The organism is Caballeronia sp. GAFFF2, from assembly GCF_023631485.1.
GTDB lineage: Bacteria > Pseudomonadota > Gammaproteobacteria > Burkholderiales > Burkholderiaceae > Caballeronia.
This window is the reverse complement of sequence record NZ_JALQDA010000035.1, coordinates 826,197-852,647: the sequence shown is the minus strand read 5'-3', so window position 1 is coordinate 852,647 and position 26,451 is coordinate 826,197. Positions and strand designations below refer to the sequence as shown.

The window sequence follows — 26,451 nt, the reverse complement described above, 5'->3', positions numbered from 1 at the left end:
CGATATACCTGCTTTGCACTTCGCACCATGCAACACTTCCTCGATTGAAGGTGTTGCGACGACCGGTTGAATCCGCCTAGCGAGCATCCCGGTCCGTCGAGTCCCACGCAAGGCGGCTGGTACGTGCAGGAAGTGCTCGATGCGCTGACCGCGAACCCGGATGTGTGGAGCAAGACCGTGCTGCTCGTCAATTACGACGAGAACGATGGCTTCTTCGATCACCTTCCGCCGCCGAGCGCGCCGTCGCACGCAAGCGATGGCACGCTCGCGGGTGCGAGCACCTTGTCCGACACCGACATGGCGGTGGAATATCACAACTTCGCGCCGGCAACGAGCAATCAGCCGAAGACCGACGGACGACCTTACGGCCCCGGCCCGCGCGTGCCGATGTGGGTGATCTCGCCGTGGAGCCGTGGCGGCTTCGTGAACTCGCAGGTCTTCGATCACACCTCGACGCTCATGTTCCTCGAAAAGCGCTTCGGCGTGACCGAACCGCAGATCAGTAGCTATCGGCGTGCGATTTGCGGCGACCTGACCTCGTGCTTCAACTTCGTCAATCCGAACGATGCCGCGCTGCCGACGCTCTCCGGGCGCACGACGAAGGACTCGGCCGATGCGCTCGCCAAGTCGCAGGCGGCGGCATCCGCGATCCAGGCGCAGTCCGTGACGGCGAGTTCGCCGTTGCCCGCGCAGGCTACCGGTACACGTCCGTCGCGCGCCTTGCCTTACGAGCTGCACACGACCGCGCATGTGAACGCCAACGCAAGCACGGTCGCGCTCGAATTCGCGAATGGCAGCACGAACCACGCGGGCGCGGTGTTTCATGTGTACGACAGAAACCATCTCGAACTCGTGCCGCGCCGCTTCGTCGTCGAGGCGGGCAAGTCGCTGACGGGAACGTGGACCGTGCCTGCCAGCGATGCGGGGCGATACGACCTGTGGGTGCTTGGACCCAATGGTTACCACCGCGAGTTTGCGGGCAATCTGAAGGAAGTGAGCGCATCCGCGAATGCCGAGATTCAGGTTTGCTATCAGCCGTGCGATACGTCGCTCGTCAGCGTGAAGCTCTACAACCGCGGCAATCAGTCGTGCACGTTCACGACGGCAGCGCTGGCCTATCTCACGAATGGTCCGTGGGTCACGACGGTGGCTGCGAATTCGGTCGTCGAAGTGACCTGGCCAATTGCCGATAGCGGCAACTGGTACGACTTCATGGTCACGTGCAGCGGTCTGAACGCGTTCAAGCGACGCTTCGCGGGACGTGTGGAGAATGGCAAGGACCTCGTTTCCGATCCGGCCATGGGGATGACTTCTTAACGTGCATGAACCGGTCCGTGTCGGCTCGACGATGACGCGGACCGCTTACGCTCTTTACGCCGATGCCGGAAAAGCCGGCCCGCGCCGCAAGCGAATGGGCCCATGACTCATTGCATCGGGGTCCAGCGTCACGTCCCCTTGTGTGATCAGCACTTTGCCTTCACGCGCCATTTGCGCGGCCACGTCCCTGACCAAAGGCATCAGCGCGCGCCATCCTTCTTCGTCGCTCACTAGATTGCGTGCCACATCCGATGGACAAATGGAAGAAGTCGCGGCACGTCCGCCAAGCAAATCCAGCGCGCAATTTTCGATGTCCCGCGTAGATACGCTCATCACGCAACCGGGCGCGCAGGCGCCGGCTTGCCCGCTTCCGCCGCGATCCGGCATAGCTCATCGAACGCGGGTCCACGCGACGGAATCTCGACATGGAACACTTCGGCCATCACGCGGGTCCAGCCGTAGACGAAGTAAGTCCACCCGTCTTCTATCTGCAATTGCTTTTGAAGCGCCTGCGCACGCGCCTGTTCGAGAAAGACCAGATCGCCGCGATAATTCAGCTCCCAAACCACGGCGCGTTGCGGGAACACGGCTGCGTCGCTGAGCGGCGAACCTGGCGCGTCCTTGCCAAGTCCCGTCGCATTGATCACCAACGCGCCCGGCGACAATCGCGCGAGCACCGCGTCATTGTCCTTTGCGTCCTGCACGAGCACGTACTCGCATGCAACGCCAGCGCCGATCTCTCGATGAATCCGCTTGATCTCCTCGAGCCGCGCCGCGGAACGGTCCGATACGATCACCTTCGACGGCCGATTCGCGCCACGGCCTGGTTGCATCAGATGCCATGTCATCGCAATGGTCGAGCCGCCCGCGCCCATCGAGAACGCTTCCGCGCCCGTCGTTGCGAAATGCTGTTCGGGCAGGAAGCCATCGAGCGCGAAGCCGGAAGTGATCGGGTCCTTGGCGTGACAGACGAACTTGCCATCGCGCTTGGAGAGGCAACTCGTTTCGCTCATCATGAGCGCGTGAGGATCGATCTCATGGAAGAGATCGCGGCACGCAGCGTACAAGTCGATCTTGTGCGTGGTGACGAGCGCGCCAACCGACAAGGGATCGTCGCGCAAAAACTCGACGGCTTCGCGATACGCATTCGCCGGCGAATGCGGCTCGAAGTCGATGCCCTTCATCTCGACATTACCGAGCCCGAGATGCCTTGCCCATGCGGGAAACACGCGCATGATCGAACTTTGCGCGGTCGTCACGCCGATGAAGTAAAACGTCGGCCGTTGCGCGGCTTGGTAACTCATCGCGCCGCTCCTTCGGCACGCGCGCCGCGCGCAATCAGCGCTTCCACGTCGGCTTGCGAACGCTCGCGATACGCAGGATTCGCTTCGCTGCGCCAGCCGCCCTGACCGTCATCGACGATACGCAAGCGCATGCCGCCCGCTTGTTCGATGATCGCGTAGTCCTGCCCCGAATCCGCCGGGTAGCAGAACAGCATCACGAAGTCTTCCGCGCCCGTGTTGACGGAACGATGAATCCAGCGCGGCGGCACGTAGCACATGGTATGCGCGTGTATTTCGACGATGCGTGTCTCTCCGTCCGGCGACTCCATCGACATGAGCCCGTCGCCCTTCAGACCGAAATACAACTCCGGCCGGTCGATGTTCGCGTGAATATGCCCGCGCGTCATGAAGTATTCGCGGCCGACCTTCCCTGGCGACATGCGCGTGACGCCGGTGATGAGGTCGCCCGGCTGATCGCTTGGGCGATGATCGGTCACGTCGTACACGACATCCTTGCCGCGAGCGGAAGCCAGCGCGTCGAAGGCGGCTGCATCGGCGTACAAGCCGGCGAGATCGTCGAGGCGCTTCTGGTAGCGTGTGCCCGTGCCTTCCATCAGCCCGGTATTCAGGTTCACATCGAATGAGCACGGTTCAGGCCATTGCATGAGCCATCTCCAAGGAAGGTTGGAAAAGCGGAAGGGTCAATGCTAACTTAAGTGGCGTCATGCGTGACCGTGACGCATGACGCCGTCACGCAATCGACTTCGGCAAGCGCGGATTGCGCTGCAACGAAGGCGAGCGCTCGGTGATACGCGGCCCGGCGTGCGCCTCGGCAACATCACCGGCTGCGAATTGTCTTCGATAAGCGACGGGCGTGAGGTCCTTCATCGCCTTGAATTGCCGGTTGAAGTTGGCGACATTCGGAAACCCGGAGCGCGCCGCGACGACGGACACCGGCGCGGACGTATGCGCGAGCATGCGGCAGGCATGTCCGATTCTGACCCGCGCGATGTATCGTCCCACGCTCTCGCCCATGTGCTGCTCGAAGTAGCGCGCAAGCGAACGTTCCGACACGTTGGCCGCCTCGCAAAGCTCGGAAAGACGCAGCGGTTCGGCAAAGCGCGAGTCGATCATCGAGAGTACGCGGTTGATGCGTTCCGGTTCGTGACCCGAAGGACCGTCCGTACGCTCACTGAACGCAGCAGGCGATGCAAGCGGTCGACCAGGCGCTTCCGCCAGCGAGCAAAGCACGTTCAGCGCGGCGCCCAGGCGTTCGCGGGGCGCGTTGCAAAGCAGCTTGTCGAGTTGCGTGCGCATCGCGGCGCCGACTTCCTCACCGAACGCCAGTCCGCACGCGGCTCGGCGCAAGAGGTCGCGCAAGGGTGTGTATTCGGGGCAGACATCCGCGAGCCGCCGCGCCCATTCGCCACTGAACCAGATCACGATGGCGACCTGAGGCACGCTCGAATCGATCGAACGGTTCGACGCCCACGTATGCGGGAGATTCGGTGGCACGAGCACCAGATCCGCGTCGGAATAACCCTCGATCGAATCGCCGATATAACGCTTGCCGTGGCTGTTGAGCGTGAGCGTCAACTCGTATTCGGGATGATGGTGCCATTCGAAAGGAATGCGCGGCAGACGCCGGTGGTAAACCCTCACCGAACATTCATCACCGAATTCGACGTGTTCGTATGCGGGTTTCATGGCAGAAGACGCGAAGAAGTTGTCCGGATGGTATCACTTCTGCAGGCGTGATCGGCCTATTCTGCCGGTATGGCAAAACCCATACGGAGACAACCATGGCACTTGAAATCGACGATTTGCCGGCAACCATCCGGCAAGCCAAACGAGCGCTTCGCGAGCGGCTGCCGAACTATCGCGAAGTCTTCGCCGAAGTGGAAGAAGCAATCCACGCCGAGGCCGGCGAGATTGCCGAGCGACGTAATCGCGGCGAGAACGTCATCCCTGAAATCCAGTTCTCCGAGATCGCGCAGCAGCGCGTGAGCGCGGAGCAGATCGCGCTCATCAAGTCGCGTGGTGCGTGCGTGATCCGCAATGTGTTCGAAGCATCGCTCGTCGAACAATGGGACCGCGATATCGCGGAGTATGTCGAGCGCAACGACCTCGATACGCGACTGCAGAACCGCGCCGAGGACAAATACTTCGGCCAGCTCGCCTCGAGCAAGCCGCAGATTTACGGCGTGTACTGGTCGAAGCCGCAGGTGCTGGCACGGCAGGCGCCTTCCTTGACTGCGGCGCGTGTGTTCCTCAACCGCTTGTGGCGCGTCGAGAGCGAAGGCCGCGTTCATTTCGATCCCGAGCGCGTGCCGGTGTATGCCGACCGCATGCGCCGACGTCCGCCCGGCTCCGAGTCGTTGGGTCTGTCCGCGCATTGCGACGGCGGCTCGGTCGAACGGTGGATCGAAGCAAATTTCCGCAAGGTGTACCGGCATGTGTTCGACGGCAACTGGCGTCAATATGACCCATTCGACGCCGCGTTCCGGCCGGATGTCGAGGAGATCGCGTCGCCCGCGGTGTGCTCCATGTTCCGCACGTTTCAAGGATGGACCGCGCTCACGCCGCAAGGTCCGGGCGACGGCACGTTGCAGCTCGTGCCGATTGCGAACTCGATGGCGTATATCCTGTTGCGCGCCCTTCAGGACGATGTCGCCGACGACGACCTGTGCGGCGCCATGCCCGGCCGCGCGCTTTCCATCAAGCCCGAATTTCATGCACCGCTTTTCGAAGCGTTGTCTTCGATCCCGCACATGCGGGCGGGCGACACCGTCTTCTGGCACAGCGACGTGATCCACGCTGTGGAAGACGCGCATCGCGGCGCGGGCTACAGCAACGTGATGTATATCGCTTCGGCGCCTGCGTGCGCCAAGAACGACGAATATCTCAAACGCCAGTTGCCCGCTTTCCTCGAAGGCAGAAGCCCGCCCGACTTTCCCGCCGATCACTTCGAGGTCGACTTCGTCGGACGCGCCACGATGGAAGACCTGACGCCGCTCGGCAAAGCGCAACTCGGGTTCGATCTTTAAAGCTCATGAGTCGTCGATAAAACGGGCGCACGCCATCGCAACCAGGACCGAATAAAAGCCTTCAAATCCGCTTCCACTGCCCGTACTTCGCCACCTGCGATTCATCGAAGGAGAAGCCGAGGCCGGGCGCGTCGTGCAGCTTGACGCGCCCGTTCTCATGCGACAACTGGCGGTCCACCAGACGGCGGAAGTTGAGCACCTGATCGTCCCAGAAATATTCGACGTAGCGCGCGTTCGGCGTGGCAGCAACGAGCGGCGCGTGCAGGTCGTGGAACCAGTGCGGACACATCACGACGCCATGACTTGCCGCCGTCGCCGCGATCTTGCGCCATTCGGTAATGCCGCCGCACACGGCCGCATCCGATTGCAGAATCGCGGCCGCGCCCTGGTCGAGCAATTCCTTGTGATACCAGCGGCCATAGCCGATCTCGCCCGTCGCCACCGGAATGCGCGTGGCCTTCGCAAGCCTCGCGTGATTGTCGACATCGTCTGGCGAAAAGGGCTCTTCGATGAAGTACGGATCGTATTGCTCGATGCGGCGCACATGCTGCAAGGCCTGCGTGATATCGGTCCAGCCGTTGTTCATGTCGATCATCAGTTCGACGTCCGGCCCGACGGCTTCGCGTGCCGCCTTTACGCGCCGCTCCTCTTCCTGCGGCGACAAACGCCCGCCTTTCATCTTCACCGCCCGAAAACCCATCTCCACGTAGCCGGCCATTTCCTCGCCGAGCTTTTCAGGTGTCTTGCCGTCGAGATAGTAGCCACCGCTCGCATAGGCCGGCACGCTTTCGAGCTCGTTCGCGCCGAGATATTTGTGCAAGGCCACGCCATGCGTGCGCGCGTTGAGATCCCACAGCGCGACATCGAGAATGGACAGCGCACGCATCACGGTGCCCGCGCGTCCTTGCAACAGCGCTTCGTTATACATCGTCTGCCAGAGTCCTTCCACAGCGTACGAGTCGCGGCCGATCAGCACCGGCGCGAGCAACTGCTCCACCGCCACGGTCAGCAATTCGCCCGCCGCGCTGCCGATATAGCAAAAGCCAATGCCTTCGACGCCATCGGTCGAGCGCACCTTGACGAGGCCGTAATGACGCGTGGACACCGTGCGCGTCGAAAAGGACGTGACGCGATCGAGCGGCACCGCGGCCGCGCATACGGCGATGGATTCGATGATAGGCATGGCTGTCTTCCTGTATTGTCGTCAAGAACCGCAAGATTGAGTCTGATGACATGCGCGCCGCAGAAGAAGTATCCTTTGGCTTCTTCAAACCCAAAATTTTTTATCGATGGACTCGCGCTATCTGCAGAGCTTCGTGTTCGTCGTCGAACTGGGTTCGATCGCGGAAGCCGCGCGCAGGCTCGATCTGACGCCCGCCGCCGTTGCGCAACGCGTCAAGATGCTGGAAGCCGAACTCGGCGCCACGCTCGTGCGTCGCTCGGGCCGCACGGTGGGCGCGACGGAAGCCGGCGAGCGCATTCTCGCGCGGGCGCGAGCGGTGCTGCACGACATTCGCGACTTGCGTTCGGACATCGAGGACACGGATCAATTAGGCGGTCAACTGCGTCTTGGCGGCATGGCGACGATGATGGGCAGCCTCATTCCCGACGCGCTCGCGGTGCTGCTCGGTCATCATCCGCAGATGGACTTCTATCTGGAGCCGGGCACGTCGCTCGATCTTTATCGCAAGGTGACGGCAGGCGATCTCGATGCCGCCGTGATCGCGCAACCGCTTTTCAATCTCCCGAAAAGCTGCGACTGGCATACGTTTCGCACGGAGCCGCTCGTGCTTCTGACGCCCGCCGCGATGAACGTCAACGACGTCCACGCCACCTTGCTTTCAGAACCCTTCATTCGCTACGACCGTAACGTGGTCGGCGGCCAACTCGCGGATGCGTATTTACGGCAGCAAGGCATCAAGCCGAATCAGCGCTGCGAACTCGATGGCCTCGCGGCCATCGCCACGCTGGTCGATCGCGGGCTGGGCGTCTCGCTCGTGCCGGACTGGGCGCCGCACGAGTATCCGGGCATTTGCGTGCGCAAGTGGGCGCTCCCCAACGCGGCGCCCAAGCGTCTCGTCGGCTTGTTATGGGGACGTTCATGCGCGCGCATCCGGCTCGTGCAGGCGTTTCTCGGCGCGGCGGACTCTATCGAACGGACGCGGCACGGGTCGGGCAAACCGAAGCAATAGTCACGTCCGGAAGCAAGAAGTTCTATGGTTTGAAGCAAGCGCGAGCGTGTCGCGGCAACCCAAGCCAGCCGCGATAATGCGGACACACCTACAGGAGACGCCAGCAACATGAGCGACACATTCAAGAAAAAGTCCGGCGCTGAACAAGACCCGCAACCCGGCGGCCTGCGCAAATCGCTGACGAGCTATGGCGACAGCGGCTTCTCGCTCTTTCTGCGCAAGGCTTTCATCAAGGGCGCGGGCTATACGGACAGCGCGCTCGACCGGCCGGTGATCGGCATCGTCAACACGGGCAGCGCGTATAACCCGTGTCATGGCAACGCGCCGCAGCTGATCGAGGCCGTCAAGCGCGGCGTGATGCTCGCGGGCGGCCTGCCAATGGACTTCCCGACCATCTCCATTGCCGAATCGTTCTCGCAGCCCACCAGCATGTATCTGCGCAACCTCATGTCGATCGACACCGAGGAGATGATTCGCGCGCAGCCCATGGACGCCGTCGTGCTGATCGGCGGATGCGACAAGACCGTGCCCGCGCAACTGATGGGCGCGGCATCGGCGAATATCCCGACGATCCAGCTCATCACCGGTTCCATGCTGACGGGCGCGCATCGCGGCGAGCGCGTGGGCGCATGCACCGATTGCCGCCGCTATTGGGGACGTTTTCGCGCGGAGGAGATCGACGAGACGGAAATCGCGGCGGTCAACAACCAGCTCGTCGCGAGCGTGGGCACGTGTTCGGTGATGGGCACGGCAAGCACCATGGCGTGTATTGCCGAAGCGCTCGGCATGACCGTTCCGGGCGGCGCCGCGCCGCCCGCGGTGACATCGGACCGCATGCGCGTCGCCGAAATGACCGGCACGCAAGCCGTCCGGATGGCGAAGGACGACCTCACCATCGACAAGATTCTCACCGCCGATGCCTTCGAGAACGCCATGCGCGTGCTGCTGGCTATCGGCGGTTCGACCAATGGCATCGTGCATCTGACCGCCATTGCCGGACGCATGGGCTACGACGTCGATCTGAAAGCGCTCGACCGCATGGGCCGCGAGACGCCCGTGCTGCTCGATCTGAAGCCGTCCGGCTCGCATTACATGGAGGATTTTCATAAGGCGGGCGGCATGGCCACGCTGCTGCGCGAACTCAAGCCGCTTCTCAATCTGAATGCGCTGACCGTCACGGGCCGCACGCTCGGCGAGGAGATCGAAGCGGCGGGTCCGGCCTTCGTGCAGGATGTCGTGCGCTCGTTCGACAACCCGATCTATCCGCAAGGCGGTATTGCCGTCCTAGAAGGCAATCTCGCGCCGGGCGGCGCGATCATCAAGCAATCGGCGGCGAACGCCGAACTCATGGAGCACGAGGGCCGCGCGGTGGTGTTCGAGAACGGCGCGGACTTGGCCGCGCGCATCGATTCCGCCGATCTCGACGTCAACGCCGATGACATTCTGGTGCTCAAGAACATCGGTCCGAAGGGCGCGCCCGGCATGCCGGAAGCCGGGTACATTCCGATCCCGCGCAAGCTCGCGACGGCGGGCGTCAAGGACATGGTGCGCATCTCCGATGGCCGCATGAGCGGCACCGCATTCGGCACGATCGTGCTGCACGTGACGCCCGAATCGGCGATCGGCGGGCCGCTTGCGCACGTGCAGACGGGCGACCGCATTCGCCTGTCCGTGTCGAAGCGCGAGATCAGCCTGCTGATCAGCGACGAGGAACTCGCTGCGCGTGCGGCCCGACATCCCGTGACGATACCGACAGCGGAGCGTGGATACCGCAAGCTGTTTCTCGATACGGTGACGCAAGCGGATAAAGGCGTCGACTTCGATTTCTTGCGCGCGACGGAGAAGCGCGGCACGACGCCAAGAAGCTAGACGCGTCATGCTGAAGCACGCCAGGGCCGCTTTCGAGCGGCCTTTTTTGCGTTCACGGGAAACGTCCGCATAAGACACAAGAAATTTTTGTCTTTGAAGCAAGCGCACCCTTGTTCTTCCATATCCAACCCACGGCGATACTGGCGCGACCCTCGAACGACACCGGAGACGCTTGCCATGACTACATCAAAGACCTTTCAGGGCGCGCTGTCGCCCGTTCTCACGCCATTCGACGATAACGGCGCGCCATCGGCCGAGCGTCTGATTCGCCACTGCCGCGCGTTGCTCGACGACGATGTCGGGCTGGCCGTGTTCGGCACGAATTCCGAGGCCAACTCCATGTCCGTCGCGGAGAAGCGCGGACTGCTCGATGCGCTCATCGGCGCAGGCCTGCCCGCTGCACGCATGATGCCTGGCACCGGCGCGTGTGCGTTGCCGGACACCATCGAACTCACACGCCATGCGGTAGCGAACGGCTGTGGCGGCGTGCTGATGCTGCCGCCGTTCTACTACAAGGGCGTAAGCGACGAAGGCCTCTTCCGCGCATACGCCACCGTGATAGACGCTGTCGCCGATGCGCGTCTGAAGATTTATCTCTATCACATTCCTCCGGTCGCGCAGGTGCCGTTGAGCCTTGCACTCATCGAACGCTTGCTGAAGGCGTATCCGGGCACCATTGCGGGCATCAAGGACAGCTCGGGCGACTGGAACAACACGTCGGCCGTGATCGATGCTTTCGCGTCCACGGGCTTCGAAGTCTTCGCGGGCAGCGAGACGTTCCTGTTGCGCACGTTGCAAGCGGGCGGCGCGGGTTGCATCACCGCGACGGGCAACGTGAATGCGGCGGCCATCGGCAAGCTCGCGCGCGAATGGCGCGCCGTCGATGCGCCCGCACAGCAACGCCGCCTAGACGAAACGCGCGCGGTGTTCCAGCGCTTCCCAATGATCGCCGCGATGAAAGCGGCCATTGCATGGCAATCCGGCGATGAAGGCTGGGCGAATTTGCGCCCGCCGCTCGTCGAGCTCGATGGCACGCAACGCGTGCAGCTTGAAAACGCGCTGGACGCCATCGGCTTTTCCATTCCGCATGCCGATCAGCTCGGCGTTCGCGAACCCGCGCACTGAACCGCCGTACATCCATACGAATAAAAACGGAGACAAATCTTGTACGACAGCCCTTCACTTCCCGCCTCGATAGCAACCGACGACGCCGATTCCATCTTTCGCCGCGTTGCGCTGCGCTTCATGCCACTCTTGTTCGTCGGCTACGTGGTCGCTTATCTGGATCGCGTCAACGTCGGCTTCGCCAAGCTGCAGATGTTGAACTCGTTGCATCTGAGCGAAGCCGTGTACGGCCTCGGTGCGGGGTTGTTCTTCGTTGGCTACTTTTTCTTCGAGGTACCGAGCAACCTTCTGCTGCATCGCATCGGCGCGCGGCGCTGGATCGCGCGGATCATGATTACCTGGGCCGCGTTATCGATGGCCACTGCCTGGGTCTCCACGCCCATGCAGTTCTACGCCGTGCGGTTTCTGCTCGGTGTCGCGGAAGCGGGCTTCTTTCCGGGCATGGTGCTGTATCTGACCTACTGGTTCCCCTCGCATCGGCGCGGCAAGATGATTGCGCTCCTGATGGCGGGCAATCCGGTGTCGGGGCTTATCGGCGGACCGGCGTCCGGCTGGATCATGCATTCGATGAGCGGCGTGGGTGGCTTCGAAGGTTGGCAGTGGCTCTTCATCATCGAAGCGGTGCCGTCCATCGTGCTCGGCTTCGTGATCCTGAAGCATCTCGATGACCGCGTCGCCGACGCCACCTGGCTCTCCGAACCCGAAAAGCGCGTGATCCTCGATGAAATCGCCGCCGATACCGCCACGCAAACGCACGGCTCGGTGCGCGCGGTGTTCACGTCGGCGCGCGTGTATTTAATGTGTCTGATCCTCTTCGGCATTGTCATGGGTTCGTACGCAATCGGCTTCTGGCAGCCGACCATCCTGCGTTCGACGGGTATAGAAGACGCGTTCATCATCGGCCTTCTGACGATGATTCCGTACTCCGTTGCCCTCGCCGCGATGATCCTCACCGGCAAGCACGCCGACCGCACACGCGAGCGGCGCTGGCACGTCGCGCTGCCCGCGCTCATTGCCGGAGCGGGCTTCGTGCTGTGCGCGCTCTTCGGCGCGTCATCGGCGATCTCGGTGGCCGGCCTCACGCTCGCGACTGCGGGCGTCATCACCGCGCTGCCGATGTTCTGGGCGCTGCCCACGGCGTTTCTCGGCGGCACGGGCGCGGCGGCGGGCATCGCGCTCATCAACTGCACGGGCAATCTTGCCGGATTCGTAAGCCCGGCCGTGATCGGCTGGCTCAAATCGATCACGCATTCGCTTTCGTCGGGACTGTTCGTGGTTGCGGCTTCGCTTGCGTTGTCCGCGTTGCTGATCTTCGTCTTCGTGCCGGCGAAGCTCGTCAACAAGTAAGGATTGACGATGACCGCCAACGACACGAATGTGCCACCCATTTTGCGGATAGGCGAGTTTCCTGCCATTGCCGAGGCCTTGCTGAAAGAGCGCCTCGCTCTACACACGCTCGCCGAGATCGGCGCTGACGACGCGCTCCGCGCGCGCATCGGCGTTATCGTCACACGGTCCAACTACGACATCGACATCGCGCTCATAGAACGATTACCCGCGCTGCGCATCATTGCGACGAGCGGCGTCGGCTTCGACCGCATTCCGGTCGAGTTTGCGCGCGAACGCGGCATCGTCGTGACCAACACGCCCGATCTGCTCAACGCGGCCGTCGCCGAACTGACGATAGGACTCGTGCTCGCGATGCTAAGGCAACTGCCGCGCGCCGACCGCTTCGTACGCGAAGGCGCGTGGTCGAACGGCGTACTGCCGCTCGGCTCGAACCTGGCGGGCAAGCGCGTCGGGATCGTCGGCATGGGGCGCGTCGGCAAAGAGATCGCGCGAAGACTCGCGCCGTTCCGTGTCGAGATCGCGTACTTCGGGCGCGCGCGTCAGGCGTTGCCGTTCGAATGGTTCGAGACGCCCGTTCAGCTTGCGCGCTGGTCGGACATTCTGATCGCGAGTTGTCCGGGCGGCAGCGCGACGCGTCATCTGATCGATGCTACCGTGCTCGACGCGCTTGGGTCCAAGGGCATGCTCGTGAACATTGCGCGCGGTTCCGTCGTGGATGAAGCGGCGCTGATTGCAGCGCTGGAACGCAAGGCGCTCGCGGGCGCCGCGCTCGATGTCTTCGAGCACGAACCGCTCAACGATTCGCCTTTGCGACAGTTGGACAATGTCGTGCTGAGCCCGCATATCGGCAGCGCGACGCATGAGACGCGGCTTGCAATGGCCAAACTCACCGCCGACAACGTCGTCTCGTTTTTCACGACAGGACGGGCATTGACGCCTGTCCATATCGAATGATTAGAACTGATACAGCGTGGCGGGCGTATCGACGAGAATGCGCTTGCGCGTCGCTTCATCCGGCACGACGTTGGCGAAAAGGTCCGCGAGCAAGGCATCATCGGGAATGCGGTTCAACGGCTGCTCCGTCGGATGCGGCCAGTCGCTTCCCCACAGCACGCGCTCCGGCGCGACCTGAGCAAAGCCCGCCGCGAGCGCGACGCTATCCGCATACGAAGGCGGCCCGACCTGCGTCTCGTTGTAGAAGCCGATCAGCTTCACGTACGCCTTCCCGCTCGTCAGCAACTCGGAGACCATCTGAAAAGAAGCCTGATGCACCGCATCGGGTTCCGGCACGTGCGCAAGATGATCGAATACGACCGGACACGGCAAGTCGTACCACGTGCTTCGCGCCTGCATCAAAAACGCAGCGGGTGCGTTCACCTGCACATGCCACCCCATTGGCGCAATACGAGCCGCAAGCGGCTTCACCATATCGAGCGTGGTCGTTCCCGGTGGCGCGAGATTGAAGCGGATACCGCGTACGCCAGCGCGATTCAAGGCTTCGAGTTCCGTCTGAGTCACGCTCGTATTGACGACCGCGATGCCGCGTGCGCGTCCGTTGAAACGCGCGATGGATTCGACGAGCAGACGGTTATCGACGCCATAACTCGACGGCTGGATGATGACATTGCGCGTCGTGCCGATGCGCTTTTGCAGTTGCCGATAATCGTCGACGGTTGCATCGCCGGGCTTGAGCGTCGCTTCGGGCGCCCACGGATAGCGATGATCGTAGATGTGATGATGGCAGTCGGTCGCATCGGGCGGCATCGCGAGCTTCGTGCGCTCGGTGCCGGTGGACCATTTCACTTGCTGCGCGTCACTCTGTACTCGCGTTTCTGCGCAACCGCTCAATGCCAAACCACCCGCTGATGCAACGAGCGCACTCAGCGCTTTCAGCGTCTCGCGACGCTTGCAATTCAACTTCGACAAGGCTGTCTCCTGTTTTATTCGAATGTGCCTGCACGTATCAATCGATGCGCTGCGTGTCTCCCTCGAACTCGCGAAGACAACCGAAGCCGCCATGAAACAGCGCCTCGGTCGCGTCTTCCGCTTCGCGCGATGAGGAGATTTCCAGCGCATGCATCTGCGCGTCGTCCTCCGGTCGATAGCCGAGCGCACGCGCATTCGCATTGCTCCAGCGATTGCGCGCATTGTCAGACACGCCATAAACGATGACGAAGTGATAGTCCGGCGCATCGATAGCGCGACGCGTCAGTTGCACCATGTCGCGATGGCTGATCCACGAATAAAGGTGGCGCGGCTCGGTAGGCTTGTCGTCGGGACGAAACGAACCGATGCGCAAACACGCCACCGACATGCCGTACTTGTCGGCATACAAACGCCCGAGCGCTTCGCCGAACGCCTTCGACACACCATAGCGGCTGTCGGGACGAACCATGACCGTGTCGTCGATCATCCTGTCGCGCCGATGGAAGCCCACCGCATGATTCGAACTCGCGAACACCACGCGTTTCACGCCCGCCTCGCGCGCCGCCTCGAAGACGTTGTAGCAGCCGTCGATGTTCATGTCGCGGATCTTCTGCCACGTGCCCTCGTCGGGAATGCCCGCGAGATGCACGACCACATCGACGCCCTGCATGATCTCGCGCAAGCGCTCGGGACGCGTGATGTCGGCAGTGACGATCTCCTCATGCTCCCCCGCGCTCGCTTGCGGCGCGATGTCCGCAAGGCGTAGCGCGTAATGGCCCGCGAATCCGGCGCGTAGCACGCGGCCGATGAGTCCGGCCGCGCCCGTGATCAAAACCCGTTTCATGCGTTGTCTCTCCGTGTTTATCGCAAGGATTGGCTTGCGATGCCGAGTTCGGATGCGCGACGGTTATGCACGAAAAGCACCATGGCGATGACGCCGGTGAAGTCGATCAGCGCGCCGAACAAGAACGCGCTGTGATAGCCGCCGAAGTATTGGATGAGAACCCCTGTCAGCGCCGGTCCGATGATGCCCGACAGGTTGCTCAAGAAGTGGATGAAGCCACCCACGCCGCCCTGCCGATGCAGCGGCAGAATCTCGTGCTGAATTGCCCAGATGGCCTGGCACGAACCGGTGAGGAACAGGAGCGCCGCCGCGATGAGCGCGACCGCCGCCACGAGCGAAGTGGCCGACGTGATGCACAGCACGGCGACACCGGACAGCGCGAGGGGAATCGTCGCGACGAGCTTGCGCGCCTTCACGGGATCGTCCATGCGACGATAAATCCAGTCGCCTACCAGCCCGCCGCCAAAGTAACCAATGGCGCCGCAAATCCACGGAATGGACGTGATGATGCTCATCTGCTTGAGGTCGAGATGCATCACGTTGGTCAGATAACTCGGCAACCACGAGATGAACACGTACTGTGTGTAGTTCACGGCGAAGAGACCCGCGCCGAGCGCGAGCGTGCTTGGGCGGCGCAGATACGCGCCGAGCGTCATGCCGTCGTCCTCCACGTTCGCGGCTTCGGCAATGGAACGGCTCTCGTCGATCATGCGACGTTCGTCATCGCGCACGCGCGCGTTTTGCGCGGGCTTGTCGGTCACGAAAATGCGCCACACCACGAGCCACAGAAAGCCGAGCACGGCGATCACGATGAACGACGTGCGCCAGTCGAACGCATACGCGATCAGACCGACCACCGGTCCCGCAATGGCATTGCCGAGTGTCTGTCCGGAGAACGTGAAACCGATCATCGTCGAGGTCTCGTGACGCGGAAACCAGTTCGAGATCGTGCGATTCGTATTGGAGCTCATCGGCCCTTCGCCAATGCCGAAGAACACGCGGCATACGAGCAGCGAGACGAATCCCGTCGCGGCCGCTGTGAGTCCGCAGAACAGCGACCAGATGCCCATGGCGTAAGTGAACACGCGCACGGTGCCCCACTTGTCGGAGAAATAGCCGCCGAGAAAGGAGAAGATGGAATAGCCGATGAAGAAGCTGCTGAAGATGATGCCGAGTTGCGAGGGCGAAAGATCGAGCGTCTTGCCAACGATGGGCGCGACGATGCCGAGCGCCGCGCGATCCATGTAGTTGATCGCGCCTGCCGTGAATAGCAGGCCCGCGACCACATAGCGGTATTTGCCGGTCTTCATATGTCTCCTTGACTGCTTTAGTTATGGAGCGGCCATGAAGCCCTCGGCCGCGAAGGTCCTGCCTTGCCGATGCTGTCGCGTCTAGATCCTCACTCTCAACTCATGATGCCAATCTGCCACGGCACGAATTCGTGATCGCCGAGGCCGAGCAGTTCGCTCTTGCTGCGCTCGCCCGAAGCGGTGGCGAGCAGCGCGTCGAAGATGACCTGCCCCATGCTTTCGATGCTCGCTTCGCCATCGAGAATGGCGCCGCAATTCAGGTCCATGTCCTCGGTGAGACGGCGATACATCGGCGTGTTGGTGGCGAGCTTGATCGATGGCACGGGCTTCGCGCCGAACATGGAACCTCGCCCTGTCGTGAACGCGATGAGGTTCGCGCCACCCGCGATCTGTCCGGTCGCGGAGACCGGATCGAAGCCCGGCGTATCCATGAAAACGAGGCCGTTTTGCGTCACGGGCTCGGCGTAGCGATACACCTCCATGAGCGGCGTGGTGCCGCCTTTCATCGACGACCCGATCGATTTCTCGAAGATGTTGGCGAGGCCGCCGACCTGATTGCCCGGACTCACCTTGCCGTTGATCTGCACATCGCGACCGACCGAATATTCTTCCTTCCACCAGCGGATGCGATCCACAAGTTTCTCGCCCACAGCGCGGCTCACGGCGCGGCGCGTCAGCGTATGTTCGACGCCATAGACCTCGGGCGTTTCCGACAGGATGGCGGTGCCGCCGTGGCGCACGAGAATGTCCATTGCGGCGCCGAGCGCGGGATTCGCGCTGATCGAGGAAAAGCCGTCCGAACCGCCGCATTGCAGGCCGATCTTCAGATGGCTCGCATCGACCGTGCTGCGCGTGACGTCGTTGGCGCGGGGCAGCAACGCCTTCACAGCTTCAATGCCCGCCTCGATGGTTTTGCGCGTGCCGCCGGTTTCCTGCATCGTGAAGATATGCAGTCGCGAACTTGCGCTCAAATGCTCCTGATCGAGCAGGCCTTGCAACTGATTGCGTTCGCAACCGAGTCCGACGATAAGTGCCGCCGCGAGATTCGCGTGGCGCGCGTAGCCGGCCATCGTGCGGCGCAGCAGTTGCATGGGCTCGCCGCTCATCTCCATGCCGCAGCCGATCGAATGGCTGAACGCCACCACGCCATCCACGTTCGGGTAATCCGCCAGTCGCTCGCGCGTGAACCATTCCGCGATCTTGTGCACGACCGTGGCCGAGCAATTCACGGTGGAGAGAATGCCGATGTAATTGCGCGTCGCCACGCTGCCATCCGCGCGCACGATGCCCTGAAACGTCGCGCGCTTCCCGACGGGCAACTGCTCGACCGCGCGATAGTCCTCGCCATAGGCGTAGTCGCGATCGAAGTCGCGGAACTCGACGTTGTGTCCGTGAACCAGCGTGCCCGGTGCGATATCGGCGGCGGCGAAACCGATCACCACGTTGTATTTGCGGATCGGCTCGCCTTGCCGGATGGCGCGGGCGGCGATCTTGTAGCCTGCCGTGACCTGGCTTCGGCTCACGAAGTCTTCGGCATCCACGCGCGTGCCCATCGCTACATCCGTGCGGGCAATCACGACGTTGTCATTGGAATGAAGACGGATCACCGGGCCGGCGACGCGCTTTTCGGACTGCTCGATCATGGGTTTCGTATAAGTTATGCGCCGCGAGTACGCGCCTGATGGACCGCTTCATGAAGTACTGGATGGACCACTCGCTGCGCCAATCATACGGATCGGGGATTTGCTATGGTTTGCTTGAGAAGCAAGAAATTTTTTAGTCCGGCGCGCTAATCTGCGGGCTGAGACACCGGGAGCGCCGGAACCGCCGCCGCGCCGACGCTGATAACAAGGAGACATGTCATGTGGCAACAGACCGAACGCTATCCCGACCCGCGCGTGATTTCGCTCGATCCATCCTTCGATCGCTATCGTGTGGCGTTCTCCGCGGTCGAGCGGCTTGCAACGGGCTTTCGGTTCACGGAAGGTCCGGTCTGGTTCGGCGATGGCCGCTTCCTCTTGTTCAGCGATATCCCGAGTAACCGCATGCTGCGCTGGGAGGAGGAAACGGGTGCGGTGAGCGTGTATCGCGCTGCATCGAACCATGCGAATGGCAACACGCGTGACCGGCAAGGACGGCTCATCACGTGTGAACACGGGCGACGCATCACGCGCACGGAATACGACGGCCGCATGACCGTGCTGATGGAATCGTTCGATGGCAAGCCGCTCAATTCGCCTAACGATGTCGTCGTCAAGTCCGACGGTTCGATCTGGTTCACCGATCCGCCCATGGGCATCTGGGGCCACTATGAAGGCAACAAGGCCGAGCCGGAACTGCCGCATTCGATCTATCGCATCGACGCAAAGACGCTCGAAGCGAGCCTCGTAACGGCGGATCTGAAAGGACCGAACGGTCTGTGTTTTTCGGCCGACGAGAAACTGCTTTACGTGACCGAATCGCGCGGCGTGCCGAACAAGCTCATCCACGTGTACGACGTGTCGGAGGACGGGCGCGGTATTGGCCGGGGACGCGTGTTTTACGACGCGGGCGTGGGAACGGTGGACGGCATACGCGTCGATGTCGACGGCAACTTGTGGTGCGGCTGGGGCATGGGCAGCGACGAACTCGACGGCGTGATGATTCTTTCGCCTGCGGGCAAGCCGATCGGACGCATCGCCCTGCCCGAGCGATGCGCCAATCTTTGCTTCGGCGGACCGAAGCGCAACCGTCTCTTCATGGCGGCGTCGCAGTCGATCTATTCGGTGTACGTGAACACGCAGGGCGTCGCGAACGTTTAGCGCGAGCGCCCTGTTTCATCGCTTAGAACGTGGCCCAGTCGCCGTCGCCGGCTGCGACCGCGGGTTCTGCGCGCTTCTTCGGCGCGGCAGGCTTAACGGCCTTCACGATCGACGCGGGCGCAGGACGGTGCACCGGCGCTGCGTTCGCACGGCTCGCGGCAACGACAGCCTGGCCCGTGCGAAACACGGCGACGGTCGTGCGCAATTGCTCGGCCTGATCTTCCAGCGACCCAGCCGCTGCCGCCGCTTCTTCGACGAGTGCCGCGTTCTGCTGCGTGACCTCGTCCATCTGCGAGATGGCCTGGTTCACTTGCTCGATACCGCGCGTCTGTTCATGCGATGCCGACGCGATCTCGCCCATGATGTCCGTCACGCGTTGTATCGCCGTGCCGACCTTTTGCATGGTTCCACCCGCGCGGGCAACGAGTTCCGTGCCCGCCTGCACGCGGCCGCCCGACGTCTCGATCAACTCCTTGATCTCCTTCGCGGCACTCGACGAACGCTGCGCGAGGCTGCGCACTTCGCTTGCGACGACGGCAAAGCCGCGACCCTGCTCGCCAGCGCGAGCGGCTTCGACCGCGGCGTTCAACGCAAGGATGTTGGTCTGGAAGGCGATGCCTTCGATCATGCCGATGATCTCCGCGATCTTGGCCGAACTCTGTTCGATGCCCGCCATGGTCTCGACGACCTGACCGACGATAGCGCTGCCTTCGTTGGCGACGGCGTTCGCGTTGTCGGCGAGGCCGCTTGCCTGCATCGCGTTCTCGGAGTTCTGCTTGACCGTCGCGGTGAGTTCTTCCATGCTCGCGGCCGTTTCCTGCAGCGAAGCGGCCTGCTGTTCGGTACGCGATGAAAGATCGGTATTGCCCGCTGCAATCTGCTTGCTGGCGCTCGCAATGGCCTCGCTGCTCGTTCGGACAGAGCCGACGGTTGCCGCGAGCTTCTCCTTCATGGCGGCGACGCCGGAGAGCAACTGGCCCATCTCATCGTGGGTCTTGATCGTGACCGTGCGTGTCAGATCGCCTGCCGCGATGTGCTCGAAATGCTCGAGTGCATCGGCGAGCGGCGACATGATCGCGCGACGCAGGAAGTACCAACCGAAAGCCGCGCCCGCAATACCCACGACGAGCGAGATGAAGCCAACGGTACGCACGGTTGCGTAGCTGCTGTCGTTTTCCTCGTCCTGGCGGGCTGCGTCGATGAGTTGGAATTCCTTCAGCTTCTTGAAGGCATCGCTCGTGCGATTGTAGGCATCGGGCACGTCTTTCTGTGCATAGCGAATGATCTCGGCCTGATCGCGTTTCTCGATGGCGGCGCCAAAACCTTCGACTGCCTTGCGCATTTGAGCGCGGCCTTCGACCACGTCCTTCGCGAGGACGTCTTCGTCCGCGCCACGCGGGATGACATCGTACTTCTTGTACCACTCGTCCGAATCGGCCAACGCTTTCTCGGCGCGAGCGCGCAGGTCTTCCCCTCCGGTGCCTTCGCGGTCGAGCGCAAAGCGGTCGAGCAGCACGCGTGCGCGGTTCAGGTACACGTCCGAGACACCCAGCGCGTTGACGGAGGGCAACGTGCTCAGACTCACGTCTCTTGCGGACGCCTTGATGGTCGCCATGCCGTATAGACCGATTCCCACGGACAAGCTGAGCAGCACGCCAAGAAAAATCATGGTGAGCGCGAGCCGCGCCCGGATTGTCAGGCTCTTCATTCGTTTTGCTTCCAGAGTGGTCGTAGGTGGAGACGAGGCGCGATGCTTATCGACGCCTGTTGCAAGCTTGTCCACCTTCTTATCGGCGTGAAGCAGGGAAACTGTAATGAGGATGTAGGTATGACGGCCGCTGCTACGTCACGGCGCCCGCTGCAACGACACCGCTCGGCTCGGGCACGAGCGTCGAAAGTCCCACGACGAGTTCCGGCGCGACCGGCCGGCTCAGCAAGTAACCTTGCACGAAGTCGCACTGCGCTTGCCGCAGCATGTCCAGTTGCGTTGCGCGCTCGACACCTTCCGCCGTGACGCTCACGCCGAGCGCATGCGACATCTGGATGATGCCGCACACGATGCCATGCGTCGCGGCATCGCTTTCCAGGCGGGCGACAAACGAACGGTCGATCTTGAGCGTATCCGGCGCGAAATCCGCGAGATAACGCAGACTCGAATAGCCCGTGCCGAAGTCATCGATGGCGATGCGCACGCCGAGTTCCTTCAACGCACAGAGCGTGCGTTGCGCGAGCTCTGCATTCTCCATCAACGCACTCTCGGTCAGTTCCACTTGCAGGCTCGACGGCGGCAGTCCGTGCCGGCGCAAGGCGTTATCGACGACATCGACGATAGCCGTATCGCGCAACTGCCGCGCCGACACGTTCACGGAGACGCTGAGCGCGCTCGCACCGTTTCTGCGCCAGTGCGCAAGCTGCCGAAGCGCGTCTTCCATGACCCACGCGCCGACCTCGATGATGAAGCCGCTCTCTTCCAGAATCGGAATGAACACGCCCGGCGAGACGACACCGCGCGTTGGATGACTCCAACGGATGAGCGCCTCGACACTGCGGACCGCGAGCGAATGCGGCTCGTGAATCGCCTGGTAGTGCAGCACGAACTGGTCGTTGGCGAGCGCGGCGGGCAGGTCGCGCTCCAGGTTGAAGTCGACGATACGCTTGCTTGCGTCCTTGTCGGCGAAGCGAAAGCCGTTGCGCCCGGCCTTCTTCGCGGCATACATCGCAATGTCCGCACTCGTGAGCAAGGTCTCGTGATCGGCGCCGTTCTCGGGGAACACTGAAATGCCGATCGACGCGGTGACGAACGCGCCGGCGCGAGGCGCATCGCCTGTTTGTGCGAGCACGCCGAGAATGATTCGCGCGATGCTCGCAAGCCGTTCCTTGTCGCGTGCCTCGTCGATCAGCACGGCAAACTCGTCGCCGCCGAGTCGCGCAAGAAAGGCATCGGCCGGGAGCGCCGCCTGAATCACTTCGCTCAGCGACTTGAGCAGACGGTCGGCTGCCGTATGGCCGAGCGTGTCGTTGAGCACCTTGAAGCGGTCCAGATCGATGAACATCAGCGCGAACACGTTGTCCTCGCGGCAGCGTTCCTCGATGGCCCGCAAAAGCGCGACGCGATTCGCGAGCCCTGTCAGCGAATCCGAGAAAGCCAGCCGGTCCAGTTCCGCGACACGCTCCTGCTCCGCAGTGATGTCCTCGCTGATGCCGATGATGCGCGCCACGCCGCCCGCCGCATCGCGCACGGGATAACCCGTGCTTTGCACCCAACGCACGCCGCCGCCGGGCCGCTTGATGCGGTATTGCACGCGCCCGCCAATCGCGGTGTCGACGATGCGGCGCATCGCGGCTTCGACTTGCGGACGGTCTTCGGGCAGCACGACATCCATCCACGCTTGCGGACGTTCCAGCAGCGTCGGCGCGTCCACGCCGAACAGGGACGCGCAGCCTTCGCTCAACCGATGGAAGTGGCTGAAATCCGCGCTATACGAGTAGAAGCAGAGACCGGCGTGCGCTTCCATCTCGGTCATCAGCGCGTCTTTCGCGCGCAGATCGGCGGCGAGGTCGGCTTCCTGAGTGACATCGAGCGACGCGCACAAAATGCCGTAGACGCCACCCCTACCGTTTTCGATAGGGATCAATCGCGACTGCCATACCTTCGGCTCGCCTGTCGTCGTCGGGCACGCGCCAGTGAAAGACGTGCGCGCGCCTTGCAGCGCGGCGGCGAATGCGCTGCGAGCGGCGATGGCGTCATCGTTCGACCAGAAGCTCAGCCAGTCGGCGCCGGCAAGCTGTTCCGGGCCGCTCGCCTGCATCAACTGCGCGCCATGCTCGGAGATGCGCAACATGCGCCCTTCTTCGTCCAGCAGCTTTAGGCATTCGCGATTCGCGTCCAACAGCGCCCGTGCAAGCGCGCGGGTGGCATTCTCGCGCCCGGCGGCGCGGCATGCACGACCAAGACCGATCGTCAGCACGACGCCGCCGGCAAAGACGCCGACGCACGACGCCGCAACGTTCGACACGGACGCGAGTGGCCAATAAACGAGCGCGAACGCGCCCACCGCACCGAGCATGTGCTGCACGACGCAGGCAGAGGAAAAAGTTGCGCTACGTGCCTGAGTTTTCAGGAAGAACGACAGGAAGCCCTGGTTCTGCGCGGATCGAGTCTCCGACCGTGCGCGGTCGACTGAACCCTGGGTGGAATGATGGGACATGGGCATTGCAAAACCAGGCTTTCGGTGGACGTGGTGGACGAGTCGACCAAGCCTCGTGCTTGATGGAGCCGATCAGGCGATTCCTGGTTTACGACGCACAAGTGCAAATGCTTTAGCCCTGTGCGGACGAAGAAATACAAGGTGCGGGCGATGGAGCCTTCAGGGAAGGTGCGAGAACAAGGCTCCAAGCGTGCCTTACCGATACGTGAAGCGCCGGTGCGTCCTCTTCGTCCGAGGGACGCCCGTGCATGTGCTTCGAAACGAGCGTGCGGCCATTCGTCGAGCCGCTTCTGCGCGCTCGAATCGTTCACCCATGACACGCTCCAGCAAACATGCTTGTATATTAACGGGACGCATCGGCGTCGCGACTACGCGTCGCGTCGGCGAACCGGGACCAATGATCGACCATCCGGGCTAACCATGAAATACAAAGACTACTACGCGGTCATGGGCGTTCCGCGCACGGCGAGCGAAGCGGAAATCAAGACCGCTCACAGAAAACTCGCGCGCAAGTTTCATCCCGACCTCAACAAGGACGCGGACGCCGAAGCGCGCTTCAAGGAAGTGGGCGAGGCATATCAGGTACTCAAGGACCCGGAGAAGCGCGCCGCGTTCGATGCCCTCGGCACCGGGCTCAAAGATGGCGACGAGATCCGTCCGCGTCCCGATGTCGGCGATGGCTTCGAGTATCGCGGTGGCGAAAGTCAGCAAGACGCCGACGACTTCTTCAGCGACCTGTTCGGCGCACGCAGCGGCATGCACGGCGGCGCACGCGCGCGGCATGGGACACGGTCGCGCATGCCCGAGTGGCCGGGCGAGGATCATCATGCAAGCGTCGCGGTCAGCCTGGAAGATACCTACACCGGCGCGCAGCGCACCTTCAGGCTACAAATGCCCGTCATCAACGATGAAGGACGCGTGACGTATCAAACGCGCACGCTCGATGTGACGATACCGAAGGGCATTCTCGACGGCCAGCGCCTGCGCCTCGCGGGTCAGGGAGGCGCCGGTTCGGGCAATGCGCCGCCAGGCGACCTCTATCTGGAAGTGACGGTCGACAAGCACAAGCGTTATACCGTCGACGGCCGCGACGTCACCGTCGAATTGCCGCTTGCGCCATGGGAAGCCGCGCTTGGCGCAGAGGTGGTCGTGCCGACGCCATCCGGCGATGTGACCGTGACCGTTCCGGCCGGGTCTGCCGCCGGACGACGTTTGAGGTTGCGCGGTCGAGGCATTCCCGGCAATCCGCCCGGCGATGTCTACGTCATGCTCGGCATCGTGCTGCCTCCCGCCGATACCGACGCCAGGAAGGCTGCCTATCACGCCATGCGCGATGCGTTCGACTTCGATCCGCGCGCGCACTTTTATGGGTGAACCATCATGAATGAAAACGAGCCGGTTTATCTGCAGGGCGATATCGTCGAGGAGCACGTCGAGTTCACGATGATCGAACTATGTCGCATCACGGGCGCTTCGGAAGATCAGCTCGCGCTTTGGGTGCAAGAAGGCGCATTCGAGCCGCGAGGTGCGCGTATCGAGGAATGGCGCTTCAGCGGCACGTCGTTGCGCCGCGCCATGACCGCGCAACGACTGACCAGCGATCTCGAACTGAACGCGCAAGGCGTGGCGCTTGCACTCGATCTGCTCGATCAGATCGATGCCTTGCGCTCGCGCCTCGCACGCTACGGCGACCGCGGTTGATACGCATGAGCCTTCGTGCGGCCTTTCCCCGAAACGTCGCACGAGCGCTTCGATGGTGCGCCGATCATCCGGATTTGGTGCACACGCATGGCTGAATCCATGAAACATGCGCTCATTTGCGATGGCACGCTTATCGCTTATAGCTACAGCAAGGAGCCGGCGCTTCATCCGGTTTAGCACCAACAATTTGCAATAGATAACTAGGGTTCCGATCCGCGTAGCGTCCATGAGGGACGATCCATACGCGCGATGCTGGTCCGAGAGTTGTCGACCTCAAAGTTCTGCGCGAGGTTACACGGCGGGATAAAAGCCCGGGAGAGAACGCGATCGAGAGTCGCGCCGCTCCCCGCCGTCGATAACCCCTTCGAGGTCAACCTCATGCGCAAGCTATCCCGTTTCATCGGCATCGCCGCCCTCTCTCTCGCCGCGTTTGCTTCCACCGCTTCTTCCTCGTTCGCCGCCGGTCGTCAGGACTTCAAGGTCTGCTGGACCATCTATGCGGGCTGGATGCCGTGGGGCGAAGCGAAAACTCAAGGCATCGTTTCCAAGTGGGCCAAGAAATACGGCATCAATGTCGATGTCGTGCAGCTCAACGACTACGTCGAGTCGATCAATCAGTACACGGCCGGCAAGTTCGACGGCTGCGCCATGACCAACATGGACGCACTGACGATTCCCGCCGCGGGCGGCGTGGACTCGACCGCGCTTATCGTCAGCGACTATTCCAACGGCAACGACGGCGTGCTCGTAAAGGGCACTGGCAAGAAGATCGCCGACATCAAGGGTCAGCAGATCAACCTCGTGCAGTTTTCCGTATCGCACTATCTGCTTGCCCGCGCGCTCGAATCCGCCGGCATGAGCGAGCGCGATCTCAAGGTGGTGAACACATCGGATGCCGATATCTCGGCCGCGTTTGCGACACCCGCCGTGAAGCAGGCCGTCACCTGGAATCCCATGCTCGCCGACCTGAAGGCCAAGCCCGATGTGACCGAAGTCTTCGATTCGAGCAAGATTCCCGGCGAGATCATGGACATGATGGTCGTCAACACGAAGACACTGCAAGAGAACCCGGCACTCGGCAAGGCACTCACGGGCGCATGGTTCGAGATGATGTCGCTGATGCGCGCCAACAGCGCCGACAGCACCGCCGCCCTCAACGCGATGGCGAAGGCATCCGGCACCGATCTGCCGGGCTTCAAGGGCCAGCTCTCGACCACCGCGCTCTTCTACACGCCTAAGTCCGCGCTCGACTTCGCGACGAGTCCCGAACTGCCGCGCACCATGACGCGCGTCGCGAAGTTCTCGTTCGATCACGGTCTGCTCGGTCAAGGCGCGCCGAGCGCGGACGCAATCGGCATGGCGTTCGACAAGGGCGTCGTGGTCGGCAGCAAGAGCAACGTCAAGCTGCGCTTCGATCCGACCTACGTGCGCATGGCCGCCGACGGCAAGCTTTAACGCCTGCGAACCGGAGGCTGCGC

21 protein-coding genes, 1 pseudogene and 1 riboswitch are annotated in these 26,451 nt (G+C 62.5%); of the genes and pseudogenes, 11 read left to right on the top strand and 11 right to left on the bottom strand.

Going from position 1 to position 26,451, the window contains the following annotated elements; genetic code table 11:
- Positions 1–78: 78 nt before the first annotated feature.
- Positions 79–1,317, top strand: a pseudogene (locus NCT04_RS29900) (phospholipase domain-containing protein); the annotation flags it as partial.
- Between the two features lie 54 nt (positions 1,318–1,371).
- Here the strand turns inward: NCT04_RS29900 and NCT04_RS29895 are convergent.
- The 4 genes from NCT04_RS29895 to NCT04_RS29880 form a co-directional block, all read right to left on the bottom strand.
- A complete protein-coding gene (locus tag NCT04_RS29895) occupies positions 1,372–1,650 on the bottom strand; it encodes a DUF3253 domain-containing protein (protein ID WP_250469481.1) in 279 nt (92 codons plus the stop codon).
- Positions 1,650–2,621 (bottom strand): shikimate dehydrogenase family protein, encoded by a 972-nt coding sequence (locus NCT04_RS29890; protein ID WP_250469479.1) that lies wholly within the window; start codon positions 2,619–2,621, stop codon positions 1,650–1,652. The genes NCT04_RS29895 and NCT04_RS29890 overlap by 1 nt, the downstream gene beginning before the upstream one ends.
- Entirely contained in the window at positions 2,618–3,265 is a 648-nt protein-coding gene (locus NCT04_RS29885; RefSeq protein ID WP_250469477.1) for a glucose-6-phosphate isomerase, read from the bottom strand. Before NCT04_RS29885 ends, NCT04_RS29890 begins: the two co-directional genes overlap by 4 nt.
- An 85-nt stretch (positions 3,266–3,350) precedes the next feature.
- A complete protein-coding gene (locus NCT04_RS29880) occupies positions 3,351–4,307 on the bottom strand; it encodes a helix-turn-helix domain-containing protein (RefSeq protein WP_250469475.1) in 957 nt (318 codons plus the stop codon).
- Between the two features lie 95 nt (positions 4,308–4,402).
- On the opposite strand from NCT04_RS29880, the gene NCT04_RS29875 reads away from it, so the two are divergent.
- Positions 4,403–5,647: a DUF1479 domain-containing protein gene (locus NCT04_RS29875; protein ID WP_250469473.1), complete on the top strand. Its 1,245-nt coding sequence runs from the start codon at positions 4,403–4,405 to the stop codon at positions 5,645–5,647.
- 61 nt (positions 5,648–5,708) lie between these two features.
- Here NCT04_RS29875 and NCT04_RS29870 read toward each other — a convergent pair whose 3' ends face one another.
- Positions 5,709–6,830: a mandelate racemase/muconate lactonizing enzyme family protein gene (locus tag NCT04_RS29870; protein ID WP_250469472.1), complete on the bottom strand. Its 1,122-nt coding sequence runs from the start codon at positions 6,828–6,830 to the stop codon at positions 5,709–5,711.
- Between the two features lie 106 nt (positions 6,831–6,936).
- Here NCT04_RS29870 and NCT04_RS29865 point away from each other — a divergent pair, with 106 nt between their 5' ends.
- The 5 genes from NCT04_RS29865 (at position 6,937) to NCT04_RS29845 (ending at position 13,137) form a co-directional block, all read left to right on the top strand.
- Positions 6,937–7,839 carry a LysR family transcriptional regulator gene (locus tag NCT04_RS29865; protein ID WP_250469471.1) on the top strand — a complete coding sequence of 301 codons (903 nt, stop codon included), beginning with the start codon at positions 6,937–6,939 and terminating at the stop codon, positions 7,837–7,839.
- A 108-nt stretch (positions 7,840–7,947) separates the two neighbouring features.
- The gene (locus NCT04_RS29860; protein ID WP_250469470.1) at positions 7,948–9,708 is read left to right on the top strand and encodes an IlvD/Edd family dehydratase; all 1,761 of its coding nucleotides are present in this window, start codon (positions 7,948–7,950) and stop codon (positions 9,706–9,708) included.
- 177 nt (positions 9,709–9,885) lie between these two features.
- Positions 9,886–10,833 carry a dihydrodipicolinate synthase family protein gene (locus NCT04_RS29855; protein ID WP_250469469.1) on the top strand — a complete coding sequence of 316 codons (948 nt, stop codon included), beginning with the start codon at positions 9,886–9,888 and terminating at the stop codon, positions 10,831–10,833.
- A 39-nt stretch (positions 10,834–10,872) separates the two neighbouring features.
- Positions 10,873–12,180, top strand: a complete 1,308-nt coding sequence (locus NCT04_RS29850) for an MFS transporter (protein WP_250469468.1) — start codon at positions 10,873–10,875, stop codon at positions 12,178–12,180.
- Positions 12,181–12,189: 9 nt separating this feature from the next.
- Positions 12,190–13,137: a 2-hydroxyacid dehydrogenase gene (locus NCT04_RS29845; RefSeq protein ID WP_250469467.1), complete on the top strand. Its 948-nt coding sequence runs from the start codon at positions 12,190–12,192 to the stop codon at positions 13,135–13,137.
- Here the strand turns inward: NCT04_RS29845 and NCT04_RS29840 are convergent, their stop codons facing one another.
- From NCT04_RS29840 to NCT04_RS29825, 4 genes are all read right to left on the bottom strand, one after another.
- Positions 13,138–14,109 carry an amidohydrolase family protein gene (locus NCT04_RS29840; RefSeq protein ID WP_250469466.1) on the bottom strand — a complete coding sequence of 324 codons (972 nt, stop codon included), beginning with the start codon at positions 14,107–14,109 and terminating at the stop codon, positions 13,138–13,140.
- 37 nt (positions 14,110–14,146) lie between these two features.
- Positions 14,147–14,953 carry an NAD-dependent epimerase/dehydratase family protein gene (locus NCT04_RS29835; protein ID WP_250469465.1) on the bottom strand — a complete coding sequence of 269 codons (807 nt, stop codon included), beginning with the start codon at positions 14,951–14,953 and terminating at the stop codon, positions 14,147–14,149.
- Positions 14,954–14,970: 17 nt separating this feature from the next.
- Positions 14,971–16,263: an MFS transporter gene (locus tag NCT04_RS29830; protein WP_244830629.1), complete on the bottom strand. Its 1,293-nt coding sequence runs from the start codon at positions 16,261–16,263 to the stop codon at positions 14,971–14,973.
- A gap of 95 nt (positions 16,264–16,358) precedes the next feature.
- Positions 16,359–17,906, bottom strand: a complete 1,548-nt coding sequence (locus NCT04_RS29825) for a UxaA family hydrolase (protein ID WP_250469464.1) — start codon at positions 17,904–17,906, stop codon at positions 16,359–16,361.
- Positions 17,907–18,125: 219 nt separating this feature from the next.
- On the opposite strand from NCT04_RS29825, the gene NCT04_RS29820 reads away from it, so the two are divergent.
- Positions 18,126–19,064 carry an SMP-30/gluconolactonase/LRE family protein gene (locus NCT04_RS29820; protein WP_250469463.1) on the top strand — a complete coding sequence of 313 codons (939 nt, stop codon included), beginning with the start codon at positions 18,126–18,128 and terminating at the stop codon, positions 19,062–19,064.
- Positions 19,065–19,086: 22 nt separating this feature from the next.
- Here the strand turns inward: NCT04_RS29820 and NCT04_RS29815 are convergent, their stop codons facing one another.
- Positions 19,087–20,772: a methyl-accepting chemotaxis protein gene (locus NCT04_RS29815; RefSeq protein ID WP_284503470.1), complete on the bottom strand. Its 1,686-nt coding sequence runs from the start codon at positions 20,770–20,772 to the stop codon at positions 19,087–19,089.
- Positions 20,773–20,905: 133 nt separating this feature from the next.
- Positions 20,906–23,272 (bottom strand): sensor domain-containing protein, encoded by a 2,367-nt coding sequence (locus tag NCT04_RS29810; RefSeq protein ID WP_250469462.1) that lies wholly within the window; start codon positions 23,270–23,272, stop codon positions 20,906–20,908.
- A 420-nt stretch (positions 23,273–23,692) separates the two neighbouring features.
- On the opposite strand from NCT04_RS29810, the gene NCT04_RS29805 reads away from it, so the two are divergent.
- The 3 genes from NCT04_RS29805 to NCT04_RS29795 all read left to right on the top strand — a co-directional run bounded on the left by NCT04_RS29805 (position 23,693) and on the right by NCT04_RS29795 (position 26,428).
- Complete coding sequence (locus NCT04_RS29805) at positions 23,693–24,646, top strand: DnaJ C-terminal domain-containing protein (protein ID WP_250469461.1); 954 nt, start codon at positions 23,693–23,695, stop codon at positions 24,644–24,646.
- Between the two features lie 6 nt (positions 24,647–24,652).
- Positions 24,653–24,973, top strand: a complete 321-nt coding sequence (locus NCT04_RS29800; RefSeq protein ID WP_250469456.1) for a chaperone modulator CbpM — start codon at positions 24,653–24,655, stop codon at positions 24,971–24,973.
- A 189-nt stretch (positions 24,974–25,162) separates the two neighbouring features.
- Positions 25,163–25,293, top strand: a riboswitch (guanidine-I (ykkC/yxkD leader).
- Positions 25,294–25,351: 58 nt separating this feature from the next.
- A complete protein-coding gene (locus tag NCT04_RS29795) occupies positions 25,352–26,428 on the top strand; it encodes a putative urea ABC transporter substrate-binding protein (RefSeq protein ID WP_244830639.1) in 1,077 nt (358 codons plus the stop codon).
- Positions 26,429–26,451 lie beyond the last annotated feature (23 nt).

Coding starts and splice junctions, on each gene's coding strand:
- NCT04_RS29860 (WP_250469470.1), top strand. CDS start 7,948: ATGAGCGACACATTCAAGAAAAAGTCCGGCGCTGAACAAGACCCGCAA.
- NCT04_RS29865 (WP_250469471.1), top strand. CDS start 6,937: ATGGACTCGCGCTATCTGCAGAGCTTCGTGTTCGTCGTCGAACTGGGT.
- NCT04_RS29895 (WP_250469481.1), bottom strand. CDS start 1,650: ATGAGCGTATCTACGCGGGACATCGAAAATTGCGCGCTGGATTTGCTT.
- NCT04_RS29835 (WP_250469465.1), bottom strand. CDS start 14,953: ATGAAACGGGTTTTGATCACGGGCGCGGCCGGACTCATCGGCCGCGTG.
- NCT04_RS29880 (WP_250469475.1), bottom strand. CDS start 4,307: ATGAAACCCGCATACGAACACGTCGAATTCGGTGATGAATGTTCGGTG.
- NCT04_RS29810 (WP_250469462.1), bottom strand. CDS start 23,272: ATGTCCCATCATTCCACCCAGGGTTCAGTCGACCGCGCACGGTCGGAG.
- NCT04_RS29890 (WP_250469479.1), bottom strand. CDS start 2,621: ATGAGTTACCAAGCCGCGCAACGGCCGACGTTTTACTTCATCGGCGTG.
- NCT04_RS29805 (WP_250469461.1), top strand. CDS start 23,693: ATGAAATACAAAGACTACTACGCGGTCATGGGCGTTCCGCGCACGGCG.
- NCT04_RS29795 (WP_244830639.1), top strand. CDS start 25,352: ATGCGCAAGCTATCCCGTTTCATCGGCATCGCCGCCCTCTCTCTCGCC.
- NCT04_RS29825 (WP_250469464.1), bottom strand. CDS start 17,906: ATGATCGAGCAGTCCGAAAAGCGCGTCGCCGGCCCGGTGATCCGTCTT.
- NCT04_RS29820 (WP_250469463.1), top strand. CDS start 18,126: ATGTGGCAACAGACCGAACGCTATCCCGACCCGCGCGTGATTTCGCTC.
- NCT04_RS29870 (WP_250469472.1), bottom strand. CDS start 6,830: ATGCCTATCATCGAATCCATCGCCGTATGCGCGGCCGCGGTGCCGCTC.
- NCT04_RS29830 (WP_244830629.1), bottom strand. CDS start 16,263: ATGAAGACCGGCAAATACCGCTATGTGGTCGCGGGCCTGCTATTCACG.
- NCT04_RS29875 (WP_250469473.1), top strand. CDS start 4,403: ATGGCACTTGAAATCGACGATTTGCCGGCAACCATCCGGCAAGCCAAA.
- NCT04_RS29800 (WP_250469456.1), top strand. CDS start 24,653: ATGAATGAAAACGAGCCGGTTTATCTGCAGGGCGATATCGTCGAGGAG.
- NCT04_RS29885 (WP_250469477.1), bottom strand. CDS start 3,265: ATGCAATGGCCTGAACCGTGCTCATTCGATGTGAACCTGAATACCGGG.
- NCT04_RS29815 (WP_284503470.1), bottom strand. CDS start 20,772: ATGAAGAGCCTGACAATCCGGGCGCGGCTCGCGCTCACCATGATTTTT.
- NCT04_RS29855 (WP_250469469.1), top strand. CDS start 9,886: ATGACTACATCAAAGACCTTTCAGGGCGCGCTGTCGCCCGTTCTCACG.
- NCT04_RS29845 (WP_250469467.1), top strand. CDS start 12,190: ATGACCGCCAACGACACGAATGTGCCACCCATTTTGCGGATAGGCGAG.